14 protein-coding genes and 1 tRNA gene are annotated in these 14938 nt (G+C 41.3%); 4 read left to right on the forward strand and 11 right to left on the reverse strand.

Features of this window, described 5'->3' with window-relative positions; all coding sequences use genetic code 11:
• Positions 1-96: 96 nt before the first annotated feature.
• Positions 97-1179, forward strand: coding sequence for an RNA-guided endonuclease TnpB family protein (locus tag E3E24_RS02390; protein WP_167886524.1), 1083 nt, complete (start codon positions 97-99; stop codon positions 1177-1179).
• A 206-nt stretch (positions 1180-1385) separates the two neighbouring features.
• On the opposite strand, the gene E3E24_RS02395 is transcribed toward E3E24_RS02390, so the two are convergent.
• The 5 genes from E3E24_RS02395 to E3E24_RS02415 form a co-directional block, all read right to left on the reverse strand.
• Positions 1386-1463: transfer RNA gene (locus E3E24_RS02395), tRNA-Gly, on the reverse strand.
• Positions 1464-1498: 35 nt separating this feature from the next.
• Complete coding sequence (gene lrpA, locus E3E24_RS02400) at positions 1499-1924, reverse strand: HTH-type transcriptional regulator LrpA (protein WP_167886468.1); 426 nt, start codon at positions 1922-1924, stop codon at positions 1499-1501.
• A gap of 68 nt (positions 1925-1992) precedes the next feature.
• A complete protein-coding gene (rlmD, locus tag E3E24_RS02405; protein WP_167886469.1) occupies positions 1993-3246 on the reverse strand; it encodes a 23S rRNA (uracil(1939)-C(5))-methyltransferase RlmD in 1254 nt (417 codons plus the stop codon).
• On the reverse strand, positions 3218-4567 hold the full coding sequence (locus tag E3E24_RS02410; RefSeq protein WP_346766023.1) for a transposase: 1350 nt from the start codon (positions 4565-4567) through the stop codon (positions 3218-3220). The genes rlmD and E3E24_RS02410 overlap by 29 nt, the downstream gene beginning before the upstream one ends.
• Positions 4564-5190, reverse strand: coding sequence for an IS607 family transposase (locus tag E3E24_RS02415; RefSeq protein WP_167887343.1), 627 nt, complete (start codon positions 5188-5190; stop codon positions 4564-4566). The genes E3E24_RS02410 and E3E24_RS02415 overlap by 4 nt, the downstream gene beginning before the upstream one ends.
• 122 nt (positions 5191-5312) lie before the next feature.
• Here E3E24_RS02415 and E3E24_RS02420 point away from each other — a divergent pair, with 122 nt between their 5' ends.
• Both E3E24_RS02420 and E3E24_RS02425 read left to right on the forward strand, forming a co-directional pair.
• Positions 5313-5528 (forward strand): helix-turn-helix domain-containing protein, encoded by a 216-nt coding sequence (locus tag E3E24_RS02420; RefSeq protein WP_042682396.1) that lies wholly within the window; start codon positions 5313-5315, stop codon positions 5526-5528.
• 121 nt (positions 5529-5649) lie between these two features.
• Positions 5650-6366 carry a MinD/ParA family protein gene (locus E3E24_RS02425; protein ID WP_370520437.1) on the forward strand — a complete coding sequence of 239 codons (717 nt, stop codon included), beginning with the start codon at positions 5650-5652 and terminating at the stop codon, positions 6364-6366.
• A 94-nt stretch (positions 6367-6460) separates the two neighbouring features.
• On the opposite strand, the gene pyrE is transcribed toward E3E24_RS02425, so the two are convergent.
• The 6 genes from pyrE to E3E24_RS02455 form a co-directional block, all read right to left on the reverse strand.
• Complete coding sequence (gene pyrE, locus E3E24_RS02430; RefSeq protein WP_167887274.1) at positions 6461-7009, reverse strand: orotate phosphoribosyltransferase; 549 nt, start codon at positions 7007-7009, stop codon at positions 6461-6463.
• 67 nt (positions 7010-7076) lie between these two features.
• Complete coding sequence (locus tag E3E24_RS02435) at positions 7077-8762, reverse strand: ATP-dependent DNA ligase (RefSeq protein ID WP_167915594.1); 1686 nt, start codon at positions 8760-8762, stop codon at positions 7077-7079.
• Between the two features lie 461 nt (positions 8763-9223).
• On the reverse strand, positions 9224-10129 hold the full coding sequence (locus E3E24_RS02440) for a pantoate kinase (protein ID WP_167915595.1): 906 nt from the start codon (positions 10127-10129) through the stop codon (positions 9224-9226).
• A gap of 71 nt (positions 10130-10200) precedes the next feature.
• The gene (locus tag E3E24_RS02445) at positions 10201-11793 is read right to left on the reverse strand and encodes a Na+/H+ antiporter NhaC family protein (protein WP_167887271.1); all 1593 of its coding nucleotides are present in this window, start codon (positions 11791-11793) and stop codon (positions 10201-10203) included.
• Positions 11794-12111: 318 nt separating this feature from the next.
• Positions 12112-12696 (reverse strand): type-4 uracil-DNA glycosylase, encoded by a 585-nt coding sequence (gene udg, locus E3E24_RS02450; protein ID WP_167887270.1) that lies wholly within the window; start codon positions 12694-12696, stop codon positions 12112-12114.
• Positions 12665-13051 carry a hypothetical protein gene (locus E3E24_RS02455; RefSeq protein WP_167887277.1) on the reverse strand — a complete coding sequence of 129 codons (387 nt, stop codon included), beginning with the start codon at positions 13049-13051 and terminating at the stop codon, positions 12665-12667. Before E3E24_RS02455 ends, udg begins: the two co-directional genes overlap by 32 nt.
• Positions 13052-13181: 130 nt before the next feature.
• On the opposite strand from E3E24_RS02455, the gene tes reads away from it, so the two are divergent.
• Positions 13182-14936: a tetraether lipid synthase Tes gene (tes, locus tag E3E24_RS02460; protein WP_167887269.1), complete on the forward strand. Its 1755-nt coding sequence runs from the start codon at positions 13182-13184 to the stop codon at positions 14934-14936.
• The last annotated feature ends 2 nt before the right edge of the window (positions 14937-14938 follow it).

Below are 14938 nucleotides of genomic sequence, written 5' to 3' on the forward strand. Positions count from 1 at the left end.
AGGTTGGTGTCATCGGGCACGGTCAGAGGCACCCTCACAACAACATAAGCAAAAAGTATTTAAAAACCTTATGCAAGAATACAACAGGTGCGTGAGATGAAACTCACGCTAAAGATGAAAATAAGACAGCTAACGAGGAACAAGGAGTGGATGTTAGAACAATCTATTGATGCTTTTAGAAACTGTGTAAACGATTGGCTTAGCGCAATTGCTCAACTCGGAGAAAAACCTAATAGGGGCAATCTCCACACTTTCGCTTACAAGAAAATTAGAGAGAAATATTCACAACTACACAGTAATGTGGTTCAAGATGCTATGAACTTGGCAATTGAGATTTACCGCTCTTGGCTCAAGAACGGGGGAGAATTTCCGGAGTTTCACTCTGATGTTATTTACTTTAAAGGTGTTGATGTTAAGGTAGAAAACAATGGACTAGTTGTTCCACTTATGGGTAAAAGGGTTTACTTACCTCTATACGTTCCAAAGAAGTATAAAAAGTATCTTCAATACAAGCACGGTAGAGTTATCATAAAGCGCATTGGTAGGGACTGGTACGCATTTATCTCAATCAATGTTCCAGAGAAAGAGCCAATAAAACCTGTTGGAACGATTGGCGTGGATTTGGGATACTATAACTTGTTGGTGGCAAGCGATGAGAAAGGAAGAGAAGTCATGAGAGTCCAAGGAGACACGTTGATAAAACACAAGGAACACTTAGAAAAGCTAACTACAAGAAGGCAACAGAGGCTTATGAAAAAGTTTGGCATTTATGCTAAGACAAACCACAAAGATAGAAGGTTTGTTAATGATTTAAACCATAAAATTGCTAAAGAGCTTGTTTTAAAGGCAAGACAGTTAAATAGGATGATTGTTTTGGAAAAGCTGAAGGGTTTAAAGAGGCAAAAGAGATCAAAACCACTAAGGAAGATTTTGCACCGCTGGAGTTATGCCGATCTAATATCAAAAATAACTTACAAAGCAAAGCTGTACGGTGTCCCAGTTATCTTTGTAAGCCCAAGAGGTACTTCAAAAACATGCTCGAACTGTGGTCATTACGTTAAAAACTTCAAAGACGAAAGAGTGTTTAAATGCCCAAAATGTGGTTTTGGGACCGATAGAGATTATAATGCCTCCATAAATATTGCAAAAATTGGATTGCAGACTCTCCCCCCACCCTAAAAGATAGATTTCCAGCCCGCAAAGAAGGTGATCCAGTGCTCATAATATAGTTTATGAATAATACAGAATTTGGTGCAAAACTATGGAGGAATCTCCGCAAACTCCATTAAAAATAGAGGCTCTCACACGAGAGAAAATTCTTTAACAGCGTTGCGAGATGGGTGTTTTTGGGTGAAGAAATTCCAGAAATTATTATAATATTAGAATGGTGCGGTGGCCGGGATTTGAACCCGGGTCACCGGCTTGGGAGGCCGGTGTCCTAGACCAGGCTAGACTACCACCGCTCAACAATAAATAAAGAAGAGTGTATTTAAAAGCTTTACTTCAGCTTCTCTAAAATAATCGCAGGACAGACTTTTATAACACCCTCGATTTTACCTATTTTGTTTGAAATTATGTCTGCTAAGTCCTCGCCATCCTTTGCCCATATTTCTGCCATTATCATGTGGTCTCCGCTGGTTAAGTAGAGCTCTTTGATGAAGTCAAATTCTTTGAGCTTGTGTGCAACCTCAAATATCTTTTCGGGGCGTGTATCTACTCCAGTTATGCTGACCAAGTTGTATCCCAGCTTAGCAGGATCAACTTTAACTGTGTAGCCTTTTATTATTCCGGCTTCTTCCAAAGCCTTAACCCTTTTTCTCACAGCAGTCTCGCTAATCCCAAGGACTTTTGCAATCTCGGTAAATGGTGTTCTTGCATCTTTGGTGAGCATTTCTATTATAATCCTATCTCTTTCGTCTATCAACTTTCCTCACCTCATAATTAATTTGGCAAATCTATTATATTAACGTTTTGAACTTTTTGGTTTTAAAATCAAACTTTTAATTTTAATTTCGTTACTACCTCTATGTGAGGAGTATGGGGGAACATATCAAGCCCAATTATTTCTTCGATTTTATAAATGCTTTTAAGCTCTTCTAAGTTCTTGGAGAGTGTTTTTGGATTGCATGAAACGTAGACAACTGTCTCGGGTTTATCTCTGAGTATTCTCCGTATGAGCTTTGGATGAAGTCCGGCCCTTGGAGGATCAACTATGAGGGTGTCGTATTCCTTGAGATTCTCAACATCTTTGTCTTCACCAACATAAAACCTAGCATCAACATTGTTAATCTCAGCGTTTCTCTTTGCCATTTCAACTGCGAAGGGATTAACTTCAATTCCCTCAACCTTAAAGCCCCTCTTTGCTAGATAGATTCCAAACGTTCCAACGCCAGAATACAAATCAAGAACTTTTTCACCCTCTGCAAACTCAGCTACCTTTTTTACAAGAGTTACAGCCTGATAGGAATTCGTCTGGAAAAAGCTGTTTGGATGGATGAGATACACAACATCATCGAGCTTCTCTCTTATGAACTCACTGCCCCAGAACTTTCTTGGTTCCCCATAGGAAACATCGCTTTTTGACGCATTAATGCTCCAGTATATTGAATCTGCGAAGTCAAAATACTCTGACACTTCTTCTGGAAGAGGCCCTTCATTTGTGACTAGGTTTATCATGAATTCGCCCGTGAATTTGCCCTCTCTCATAACGATGTACCTCATGAATCCTTCACTTTTCTCCAAATCCCATGGTTCAAGGTTATAATCCTCCATGAACTCTCTCAATGCTTTTAATGCTCTTTTACTTCTGTCACCAAAGACCTCGCACTTCTCTATGTTAACAACATCCCACCAAGTGCCCCTTCTCCTAAATCCTATCCCCCTTGTAGAAATGATAACATCAATCCTGTTTCTGTGCCCGTAAATCTTTGGAGAAGGAAGCACGTCAATGTGAAATCCGAGAATTTTCTCTAATTTTTCTTCTTTGAACCTTACTTGCTCCTCATATGGCAAGTGCTGTAATATACAGCCCCCACATTTTCCAAAGTACTCACATTTTGGTTCAACTCTTAAAGGGGAAAATTCAATTATATCATAATCATGAGCAACAAGTATCTTTTTTTCTCTATGCCATTTTTTGATCTCAACTACATCACCAATAGCCGTAAATGGAACGTAAATTTTCCTTCTACCAACTTTTGCAACTCCAAATCCTTCTTCACTCAGCTTTTTGATTTCTGTTCTCATAAATGTGGCTCGGTTGAGCAGTTTTATAAACTTTTGTTTTTGAAGGATTGGGGTCTGTCCGTCGTGAGTTTTTAGGAGGTTTGTGAGTGAAAACCTTCCCGTTTAAATTTACTCTCACGACGGACTTGGGTCTCATTAGCCTCAACTCCCCTCTGGGTTCATTGGGGAGTAAGTCATTAGCCTCAACCCCGCTCAGGGCGACCCCAAGTCCCCGCATCCAAATGTTGAACGCCCCAACAAACTGTCTATCACCAACAAAACTACAATTAGGACACTCCACCAGCCCGTTTCGGGACTCTAACCTACTCCCACATTTCGGGCAGGTGGATGAAGTGTGAGCAGGATTAATAAACTCAATTGGAACACGGTAGGAGAGTTTTCGGATGATTTTACCCCAAGTTGAGCGGGAGAGTTTCCGGTTAAACTTCTTCGAACCGTTCTTCAGCATGTTGAACTTGTTCAAATCCTCGAAGACAAAAACTGCATTGGGAAACTCTCTCGACAGTTGAACGGCCAACTTGTTCAGATAGTCCTCAATACGGTTCTTTCTCCTTGCAGAATACTTCTTGAGGAGTTTTCCAATCCTCTTTGAAGCCTTCCGCTGAATACTCTTCAATCCGTCAATAATCCTATCGTAAGTTTCTGCAATTCTGTGGAGTTCGCTCAAATCCACTTTTATCCAGCCCTTCTTCGGATGGTAAACGTCGAGGCTCATTAAGTTACTGTCAATCCCTATTTTAACTTCTCCAGAAAATTCAATTTCTTTTGAAAAGGTTAGGAGAACGTCGTTTTCCCTGATTATCAGTTCACCAACCTTCCAGCCTTTAATCCGCTCGTAAAACCATTCGTTGGAGTAATCGAGTTCAAGGTATTCCTCACGTGGTTTTACGGTAATCCTGATTTTTGAGTCATTAATTTTCATTAGCGTTGTTTTCACTCGAATAAACTTTCTCCTCAAGGCTGGTTTCTTTCTCTTCCGTCTCCCTTTGAGGTAATTTTGCCTCCAGCTCTCCAAAATCGAGTAGGCGGTCTTTATTGCAGAATCAACGTAGTGTTTGGCAAAAGGCCAGTTCTGGAGGAGTTCGTTCCTTAGTTTCCTTTTGAATTCATTTGATTTTGGGAAGTGGGGGATTAGTCTGGTGGTTTCATAGTGTTTTCGTTTTCCGTTTCCAATAGAATAGTAGTGTTTCACTTTCTTTTCTTTCCAGACAGTTTTGCTCCAAATCTCATCTATCGCTCGCTGGAGTGTTTGCTGGTATGCGGTGAGGAGGTCGTCTATTTGCCAGTTGTGGTTCATCTTGTATGTGAGGATGATTTTCACTCCTCAACCTCCTCGATTAGTTTTTTCACGCCCTCCTTGAGTTTCTTGTATTTGTGGGAACGAGCTCCGTAGAGTTTGCCCGCAAAGTGGCTGATTATGGTTATTAAATCCTCAATGAGTTCTTCTTTTGGAGTCTTGTCCTTCTCGTTGAGGACTATTATTTCTGTTCCATTCTGTTGGAAGAAGAATTCGAGTGTTTTAAACCCGAAACGGGTGAGTCTGTCGGGGTAAGTGATGATGACTTTTGAGACTTCTCCTTTTGCTACAAGTTCGAGGAGTTTCCGATAGTTTTTCCTGTTCTCGTTCAATCCTGAACCAATGTCCTTGAGTATTTGGACTTCCCATCCTCGTTCTTTCGCATATTGTTTGATGGTTTCAATTTGTCTTTCTAAATCGTCTTTTTGCGTGTGACTGGAGACTCTGGCGTAGCCAATGATTAAACCATTGTTCGATGTTTCTCCGAGTAGGCGTTTTATTTCGCTTTCTGGAATTCTCCTCCGCCCTCCCGGGGTTCTGACTGTTTTGATTTTCCCTTCCCTATCCCATTTCTGGATTGTTTTTGGATGAACTCCGAGTATCTCACTCGCCTGTTTGACCGTGTAAAGCTTTTCCTTCACTACCATACACTCACATTTAATCACAAAAACTTTTAAACATTCCGCTCAAAAAGAACAGTTCAGAAGGCAAATTTTGTCCAGTAATCTTTATTAGAATGGTGTGCAGAAAACAATAATGGTGTTTCTGTATGCGTAGGAGGGATTATATATACAAGCTTTTAGTTGTAAAGAAAAAAGCCGTAACTTTGCAGAAATTGAGTGAAGAGCTGGAAACACCCATGCCCAAACTTCTTCAGACTCTTAAAAGTTTAGAATCTGATGGCTTGGTTGAGGTTTTCTATGGTCAAGAAAAAGCTACAATCATGGTTAGAGCTAAAACCCTTGATGATTACATTGAAACTTAATCTGGTCTCATTTCTGCTTTTTAAAATTATTTTTGGATTTGTGTTCATTCTTTCAACAAACAGCACTTTTATATATAATGACGACGTGGTAATATTAAAACAAGTAAGTTGTTGTGTGGAAGTGAAAATTAAAATGGTTGTGATTGTTGTTACTGGAAGAGGAGGGGCAGGAAAAACGACTTTGACCTCAAATCTCAGTGTTTATTTTGCCAAAAATAAGTACAGAACTTTAGCTGTCGATGGGGACTTGTACCTTCCAAAGCTAGGTCTTCATTTTGGGATTGATTTCCCTAGGTATAACATTCATAGTCTTCTTAGAGACCCTGCACTTAAAGTTGAAAATGCTATCTACAGACATAAAACCGGTGTTCATTTAATTCCGGGTAGCACAAAGCTTCAGGATATCATAAACGTCCCAGCATCTCGTTTGAGGAGAGTTATAGGGGATGTTATGAATGAGTTTAGTGTTACCATTGTAGATTCTCCAACTGGAATACCCTTTGACACGCTCCATATCTTCGAGCTTGCTGATTATCAAATTATTGTGATTGAGGTAGAGCGTTCCCCGATTTACTCTTTTGAGACTATGGTGAAGAATGAGGTTATCAAGCTTAAAACATTGGGTGATTTATTTGGATTAAACGTTGCTGTCGTGCTGAATAAGGTAAGGGAATCTTCGAGGGATATTAGTGGAATAATTGAATTCCTTGAAGGTGATATGGGTGTGCCAGTTATAGGAGTAATACCATTTGATAATCGTGTTCCTCACTCAGTGAATATAGGCGTGCCGATACTGAAATACAAACCAAGAGCTTCTGTATCAAAGCGATGCGATTAAAGGAATGTGGGGAAATTCTGGAGGAGTGGATGTTTGGTAAAGCAAAAGTGGAGAAAATTGTTGATGAGATAATAACTGAGAGACTGTTGAACTTTTAGGTTTTAGATTTTTCTTTGTACTCAAACAGCTCGCTGACTCTCACAAGCGGAATCAGTGTGTAGCCTTCTTTTTCAATGTTTTCTTTGGCTCCCTCTTCCCTGTCAACTACAACTATAATTCCTACAATCTTTGCCCCCTCTTTTTCAAGAATCTTCGCTGCTCTTAAAACGCTCCCACCTGTTGTCGTTACATCCTCAACTAGAAGTACTTTATCTCCAGCTTTCACTTCCCCCTCAATTTGCTTTCCAGTCCCGTGTTCTTTCTTTTTCTTTCTTACTATCAAGAGAGGCTTTTCTGTTTCTAAAGCTAAAGCTGTTGCAATTGGGACTGCGCCAAGTTCAGGGCCAGCAACTTTGTCAAATTCAATCTTCTTCTTTTCAGCTTCGCTTTTCATAAGCTCTGCAATTAGCTTTAGGGCTTTGGGGTTGGTTATGAGCTTTTTAATATCAATGTAATAGCTACTCTCTTTTCCAGAGGTCAAAATGAAATGCCCAAACTTTATGCATCCCTCTTCAAATATCATGTTGATTAGCTCATCCTTCATTTTTATCACCAAGATGTCAAATTGAAAAAACTTTTGAAAAGAAGTACACAAAAAAGCGTTTAAAAACCTAACGCTTTCCAGCTTTCATTCTCTCTTGCAACTCATACAGCTGTGCAATCCTCTCTACGGTGTCAGCATCTTCTGGACTTTTATCATCTCTTAAAGTCACATATCTTGGGAATCTCAGTGCAAAGCCGCTCTCGTACTTTGGACTCTTTTGAATCTCTTGATATGTAACTTCAATTACTACCTTGGGCTCTATTTCTACGAATTTTCCTTTCTCTTTCTTTATGAGAGGCTTAAGCATTTTTGTGAACTCAATTAAGTCTTCATCTGTAAATCCGCTGCCCACTTTTCCAACTGGGACGAAAGTCCCAGTGCCAGGGTCGTAAGCACCAAGTAGGAAAGAGCTTAAGACATGCGCTCTCCTTCCTTCTCCCCATTCTGCTCCAATGATTACTAAATCGAGGTTCTCCATCGTTGGCTTGATCTTGAGCCACTTTTTACCTCTGTTACCTGGCTCGTAAACAGCATCTAAACGCTTAGCCATCAAGCCTTCATGTCCCATGTCGAGGGCTTTATGATAAAATTCCTCAGCTTCCTCTGGGCTTTTGGTTATCAAGTTCTCTGCAACTTTAATCCACTGATTAGCTTCAACTATGCTCTCTAATTTCTTACGGCGCTCGATAAAAGGAGTATCAATTAAGTTCTCCCCGTCAACGTAGAGGACATCAAATAAATTAAGCTCCAAAGGTATTTTTTCAATCATCTCTTGGATGTTGTATTTTCTCCTAAATCTCCTCAAGACATATTGGAATGGTCTCGGCCTTCCTCCTTCTCCAACTGCTACGAGCTCTCCTTCAACTATGGCTTTTTCTGGTTTTATGCTCTTCCTTATCCTCTCAACGACCTCTGGAATGGACTTTGTAACGTTCTCTAGTCTTCTGGAATAGATAATCACTTTATCTCCATCTTTGTGAACTTGAACTCTCGCGCCGTCATATTTAATTTCAAACTCTGCTTCGCCGCCCATTTCGACTAAAGCTTCTCTAACACTAGCAGCCATCTGGGCAAGCATCGGCTTTATTGGCTTTCCAATCTGGATTGTGACCTTTGATAATCCTTCATTTCCCTCAAGCTTGGCTATTTTTGTAACAAACCCAAAGTCGCTTGTTAGCATATAAGCTCTCTCAACGAGCTCTGGCTTTACTCTAAATGCCTCAGCTATTGCATCTCTCAAAAGTCCCTCTGCAACTCCTGTTCTCATTGTTCCGAGGATTGTTCTTGCCAAATACTTCCCTTCAATTGGTTCAGCATCCATGAAGAGGTTTGCAAGATATTTAAGCTTCCTATCTTGGCTTCCTTCCCCTGTAGTTTCTGCAACTTTTACAAGAGTTTTGTAAACTCTCTTTATTGTCAAAGGCTGCCCAAAAAAGCTCTTCTGTCTTCTTTTTTGAAGAGCTAATGCGACACTCTCACCCAAATCACCAGTGTCTTTTACCGAATTCTCTATCCACTCTGCATTAATACCGGTTGCCATTGCAACTGCTTTAATAAGGAGCTTTTCACCAACGCCCAATTCTCTTTCATCCCAATCTGGGAAGACCTTTCCCAGAATGAGATAGGGTACAATTTCCAAAAGCTCCTCATCCTCAACTTTCTTGAGAAAATCAGCGACAAACCTTGTTTTTAAAGTCTTGAGTGTTGTTTTTTCCAGTCTTCTATATAACTCGGCTAACTCTTTGTACAGCATAACTCACCACCATAAAAAATAGGGAGTTAATGGATAAAAGCTTACCTTTTTCTTCTGGAAGTCTCGCCCTTTAAGGCAGGGATGCAGTAATTCAGGATTGGCTTTTGGAGCATCGAAAGCCTTATAAGCCTTGCCGTAGTAATTGAACCTTGAAGGGGTTTCCGAACGGGTTGTCCTTGGAAAGGCTTTCGCTTGCTCGTGTCCCGTTGAGGGATGGCCCCGAAGGGAGCTTTCAATTGATGCCCGGTTGGATGGTTGGAAACCCTTGAGGGGGGCTTTGGGACGATAACCCCGAGCCAGCTTGGGCTGGTAGGGTAACGGGCTCAAGACCGGGCCCTCGGGTTGAACCGAAAACCCGGCAACGGGGAAGTAGGGGATGAGCCCCCGAACCGATGAAACGCCTTAAGGGAGGAGGTTATGACGCCCAAGAGGAACCCCCTCCCTTCAGGGCAAGGAGGAGGTCAGCCTATCCATCTCCCAACCTTTGGCTTTTCATCGTAAATTCCGCAGATATGATAGCTATCTATGCCTAAATCTCTAAGTCTTTCTTGAACTTTAGGCAGTTCTTCTTCCCTTAAAAGGGCAAAAAGACTTCTTCCAAGCATAACCATAGAGGAGGGAAGTTTTATTAATTTGTCAATTTCTCTTGCAATCTCTAACAGTTCCCCGTTCAAAAGCTCTGTGTTCTCGGCAAAATCTCTTGCGAGATGCATGAGGTTTTCGGGAGTTGGATTTTTAAGGAGCTTTTCTAAGGCTTTTTGCCCTTCCCTTTCTATTGCTTTTATAACGTCGCTGTCAAGGACTTCCTTTGTGGATAATCTTCCTAGAGGTATTGCAAGAACTTTGTATTCCTCGGAAAATATATTATCGACAACACCAATTCCAGGAGCTCCAGCTTTTATCCTAATCTCAATTCCTCCGTGTACTTGAGCAATTACATCCCCTAAGCCACCTTTGTTAAGGACTTCGTGCTTGTGAGCTATTTGCGCTGCTTGAAGGAATGTTTTATTCTTAAAATAGTATCCTAAAGCTAAAGCTGTTCCCAAAGCTCCACCGGCACTATTGCCGAAGCCATATCCATTTGGGAAGTCAAAGTACTGCCAGATTTCCACCTCTCCCTTGAATTCTTGGGGGATTATCTCTTCAGCAACAGAATAGCTGATGACTGCTTCCTCTCTCTTTATTGGTTCCCCATTGAATGCAATGTGAATATGCCTCTCTAATCCGCTTTCGATGCTCACAAAAACATTGGTGCCTTTTGTCAAGTTAATCCCTGCTCCAAGAGAGCCGGCTAGAAGGGGATTTTCATTGAACTTAGGCACAAAGAACGCTGTTATATGTGCTGGAATGAAAGCTCTAATTAGCATTACTTCACCTCCAAAAAGAATTAAAGAACTCCCTTTAAAACTTGATGGAAAGACAAAAAGAAAAGAGAAGATCACTCCTCAACTACATATACTGGCACTTTTCCATGTGGAATACCGTACTTCTTTCCATACCATTCGCTGAGGAACCAGTGTGCTGCTACTAGCAGTACAAGACCTATTGGAAGGAGGACTATCCAAGTCCTAATTCCTATAGCGAAGAGAATGTACAGTATAATTCCAACGCTTGCTGCTGTTGCTGCATATGGGATTTGGGTTGTAACGTGGTCAATGTGGTCGCTTCCGGAGAACATTGAACTCATGATTGTCGTATCGCTGATTGGTGAACAGTGATCACCGAAGATACCTCCAGCGAAGACTGCACCAATTGAAGCCCAAAGTACTGGTCCTGCTTCCCCACTTATGTGGTAAGCTAGTGGAATAGCTATTGGCATCATAATTGAGAAGGTTCCCCATGATGTTCCAGTTGTGAATGAGATGAACATTGCAATTAGGAATATAACTAGCGGCACTATTCCTGGTGAGAGCACTCCAGAGGCAATTCCAACTACGTAATTTGCTGTTCCTACTGCATCAGTTGCGCTCTTAATGCTCCAGGCTAAGAGCAATATGGTGTTTGCAATAATCATCTGCTTCATACCTTGAACTATTGCTGTTTCTGCTTCTTCTACTGTCATTATTTTCATTCCAACGACGAGGAAGAACGCTACAACGACCATTGCAAATGAACCCCAAAGCAAGGCTAAAGCTGGGTCAGAGTTTGAAAGTACACCCATTAGTCCATCTGAAGCAAAAGTCTCACTACCTCCGCCAGTAACCCACATCCCGTAGAGTGTGACAAAGACGAGTGTTAGTATTGGCCATATGAATGTGTGAACATTTCCACCTTCTTTTGGCGCTCCTAAGTCAATTTCAGTAGTCATCAATGGTTTTGCACCATCGCGGAGAACTTTTCCAGTTGTTCTTGCTCTGTATTCGGCGTGGAGCATTGCTCCATAGTGCCTTTGAGTGTAGGCAACGAGGAACACTAAGATTATTGCAAATATTGAGTAGAATCTGTATGGAACACTTGAAAGCCAAGCGGCATAAGGTCCTAAAGTTATCCCGAGGTCTTTGAATGAATCCCCGATTAGACCAACTTCATAACCAATCCATGTTGAAACAAGCGCTAAACCTGCTACTGGAGCAGCAGTAGAATCATCGATATAAGCTAACATTTCTCTTGAAACCCTTGTTTTATCAGTTATTGGTCTCATAGTGTTACCAACGATAATTGTGTTTGTATAATCATCGAAGAACACTAGAATACCTAAAAGCCAGCCCATAAGTGATGCAGCCCTGCTTGTTCTTACTGTTTTAGTTAGAGCTTTTGCAATTGCCATGGCGCCACCAGATTTGTAAATTAATCCCACACCTGCACCAATTAAAAAGTCGAACAGTAGGATTTTTGCGTTCCAGTCGTCAATGGCGTTTCCGACTATCCAGTCCAAAGTTTGAGTGGTTCCCGTTATTGGATTCCATCCCGAAACCATCACTCCACCAATCCAGACACCTGCAAATAGAGCTAACAATACTCTTTTTGTCCAAATAGCCAATATGATAGCCACAAGTGGTGGTAGCAGGGACAAAACTCCAAAGTCTGCCATCAACTAACACCTCCTACCTAAATTTGTAGACATTCGTTATTTGGCATGCTTATAAAGTTTTTGGAAATATTTTTGTCGTTCTGATTATTGCCGAAATTTTATCGAAAATTATTTAAGATTTTCGAATGTTCTATGGTGAACTTTCTTGGACGTTTATGAATGTCTATGTAGTATGATGTAGTATCGGTAACGTTAACGGTCTCCTTTTATAAAAATCTTTCTCTAAAAGTCTATATCCAATTAGACAAATAACGAAAAAAGTTTAAAGCAAGTGTTTAACGAAGAAAATTATTCGGGAAGATTTGACAAAAGCAAACCCTAAACGTTATCCAGAATTTCCTTCAGCTTTTTGAAGTCCTTCCTAAGCTCTTCTTTGAGCTGGGGCTTATACAAAGCAACTGCTGGGTGGTACATTGGCATTATGATAATCTTTCCGAAGAGCGTTCTTGCTTCAAATGTTTTTCCGTGGATTTTGCTTATTGGTTCCACTTCAAAGCCAAATTTTTTGAGAATGTAGCTCATAGAGTGTCTCCCTAATGGGACAATAACCTTAGGTCTAATTATGTCAATCTGTCTGTCTAGATATGGGCAGCAGGCTTTTATCTCATCCTCAGTTGGGTCCCTGTTGTTGGGGGGACGGCATTTTACTATATTCGTTATGTATACATCCTCCCTTTTTAGACCAATTTCAGCTAAAAGTTCATCTAAGACTTTTCCTGCTCTTCCTACAAACGGCAGTCCTTTTTGATCTTCCCAATACCCGGGAGCTTCGCCAACAAACATTATTTTTGCATCATAACTCCCGCTACCGGGGACAGCGTTTGTTCTCAGCATACCTAATGGGCATTTTGTGCAATTCTTTATCTTCTCCTCAAGCTTTTTCATCAGCTCCTCTTTTGCCACGTTTAACACCTAGAGTCTTTTGTGAGAGATAAGCCTTTAAGAGCTCAACCCATGCTGTATAATAGCCTTTTTCATATTCATCCCTAAACTCATGCTTTAGGATTCCTTCAAAATGCTCTAAGAGCTGCTCAGCTTTCTCGTGATCAACCTCTTTTACGAGCTGAACTATTAGTGCATCGGAATCGTTGTCCTTTAGGGCAGATATGAAGCCGTTTATTGCTTTTGAGTACCCCCTTCCCCACTCATCGTCGCCTACCATCTTTTTGAGCTTTTCGAGATGTGACTTTGCTTTATTGAAGTCCCTCCGCATCAGGGCCCTTAGGAACATTTCCATTCTCATCTCTCTGGCTGGCATTTCGCTCACCAACTTTAACTGCCTCTGAGTGTATTTAACTCTTAGCCTGCCATACCTATGCAAGTAAATCTGCATATTTACGCAAAAGTTTTTATACCATTTCGGGTAATCCAATACCAGGGGTGATAAAATGGCTGAAGTCATAGGTGAAATTCCAAGCGGTGAGAAGGAGTTTAGCGAGCTAACTAGGAAAGTTCGCGATCTCATTGAATATCCTGAATTAAGTGAGGAGGAATTCCAAGATCTGCTTAAAAAGGCAAGTAGAGGGTACGGTGGTCCTTTACCTCACAGAACTTACTCCCTCTGTCCAGAAACCAGGAAAGTTGTTCCAGCAGTTGTCTGGGAAAAAGACGGAAAAGTTTGGATAACAAAGAAATGTCCTGAAGGTTTAATCACTGAAGTTTATTATGAAGATGTTGAGATGTATTATCGCTTTAAGGAGTGGAGATTCGAGGAAAAGAAATTAGCGAGCTTTAATGTAGAAAACAGTGGTGTTAATTGTCCTTTTGACTGTGGTCTCTGTCCGAGGCACCGCTCACACACTAATCTGCTCAATATAGTCCTGACTAACCGCTGTAATTTGAGCTGTTGGTACTGTTTCTTCTATGCTAAAGAAGGACAGCCAATTTACGAGCCTACGCTTGAACAGATTAGACTGATGCTCCGCAACGCTAAAAAAGAGATCCCCATTGGAGCAACAGCTGTTCAGTTCACCGGTGGAGAGCCAACACTTAGAGAAGACCTAATTGAGATAATCAAGATCGCAAAGGAAGAGGGCTATGATCATATTCAGCTCAACACCGATGGAATCAGATTAGCTTTTGAGCCAGAGCTGGTTAAGAAGATTAGGGAGGCTGGAGTTAATACTCTCTATCTAAGCTATGATGGCATGACCCCACAGACAAACTGGAAGAACCACTGGGAGATTCCGCTCATCTTTGAGAACGTCAGAAAAGCAGGTGGGCCTGGAATCGTCTTAGTCCCAACAACAATAAGGAATGTGAACGACCACGAGCTTGGAGCTATAATTAACTTTGGTCTTAACCATCTTGACATTGTTAGAGGAGTAAACTTCCAGCCGATTTCCCTCGTTGGTAGGGTTCCAAAGAAGGAGAGGCAGAGGTTTAGGATCACAATTCCTGGGGCAATAAAGAAGATTGAAGAGCAGACAAACGGTGCAATAGCAAGAGAAGACTGGTATCCCATTCCAATAGCTGGGCATATAGCAAGATTCTTTGAAGCATTCACGGGACACAGATACTACATGACCTCTCACTTTGGCTGCGGTGCTGCAACTTACGTCTTCCTTGATGAGGACAGAGTAATTCCGATATCAAGGTTCCTCGATGTTGAGGGCTTCGTGGAGTTCCTTGAAGAAAAAGCAGAAGAGCTTGAAAAATGGAAGAAGCTCGGCAGGCTTGAGAAGCTTAAAGTTGGTGCTGAGATATTCCTCAAGTTCAAGAGCTTCTACGATGAAAAATACGCTCCAAAGAGCTTTGATGTCCTTGACGTAATAAAGAATGCCTTTGCCCGTGGAACATACGATGCTCTCGGAGAGTTCCACTACAAAACTTTATTCCTTGGAATGATGCACTTCATGGATGAGTACAACTATGATGTTGAGAGAGTCGAGAGATGTGTAATCCACTATGCCCTACCAGACGGAAGAATAGTGCCCTTCTGTACCTTCAACGTGCTCCCAGAACTTTATAGAGATAAGGTGCAGGCACAGTTCAGCTACAGCTGGGAGGAGTGGAAGAAACTCCACCCAGATTGGGAGTACAAGAAAGACAAGTACATCAGAACTAAAGAGTTTGTTGAAAAGATGAAGAAGAGCGAGCTTTACAGGAAGACATACATTGACATAAAGAACTACTTCGAGTGAGG

The sequence above is a fragment of the Thermococcus sp. LS2 genome (assembly GCF_012027375.1).
Taxonomy (GTDB): Archaea; Methanobacteriota_B; Thermococci; order Thermococcales; family Thermococcaceae; genus Thermococcus_B.

Coding starts and splice junctions, on each gene's coding strand:
- E3E24_RS02390 (WP_167886524.1), top strand. CDS start 97: ATGAAACTCACGCTAAAGATGAAAATAAGACAGCTAACGAGGAACAAG.
- rlmD (WP_167886469.1), bottom strand. CDS start 3,246: ATGAGAACAGAAATCAAAAAGCTGAGTGAAGAAGGATTTGGAGTTGCA.
- E3E24_RS02415 (WP_167887343.1), bottom strand. CDS start 5,190: ATGGTAGTGAAGGAAAAGCTTTACACGGTCAAACAGGCGAGTGAGATA.
- E3E24_RS02420 (WP_042682396.1), top strand. CDS start 5,313: ATGCGTAGGAGGGATTATATATACAAGCTTTTAGTTGTAAAGAAAAAA.
- pyrE (WP_167887274.1), bottom strand. CDS start 7,009: ATGAAGGATGAGCTAATCAACATGATATTTGAAGAGGGATGCATAAAG.
- E3E24_RS02435 (WP_167915594.1), bottom strand. CDS start 8,762: ATGCTGTACAAAGAGTTAGCCGAGTTATATAGAAGACTGGAAAAAACA.
- E3E24_RS02440 (WP_167915595.1), bottom strand. CDS start 10,129: ATGCTAATTAGAGCTTTCATTCCAGCACATATAACAGCGTTCTTTGTG.
- E3E24_RS02445 (WP_167887271.1), bottom strand. CDS start 11,793: ATGGCAGACTTTGGAGTTTTGTCCCTGCTACCACCACTTGTGGCTATC.
- E3E24_RS02455 (WP_167887277.1), bottom strand. CDS start 13,051: ATGCCAGCCAGAGAGATGAGAATGGAAATGTTCCTAAGGGCCCTGATG.
- tes (WP_167887269.1), top strand. CDS start 13,182: ATGGCTGAAGTCATAGGTGAAATTCCAAGCGGTGAGAAGGAGTTTAGC.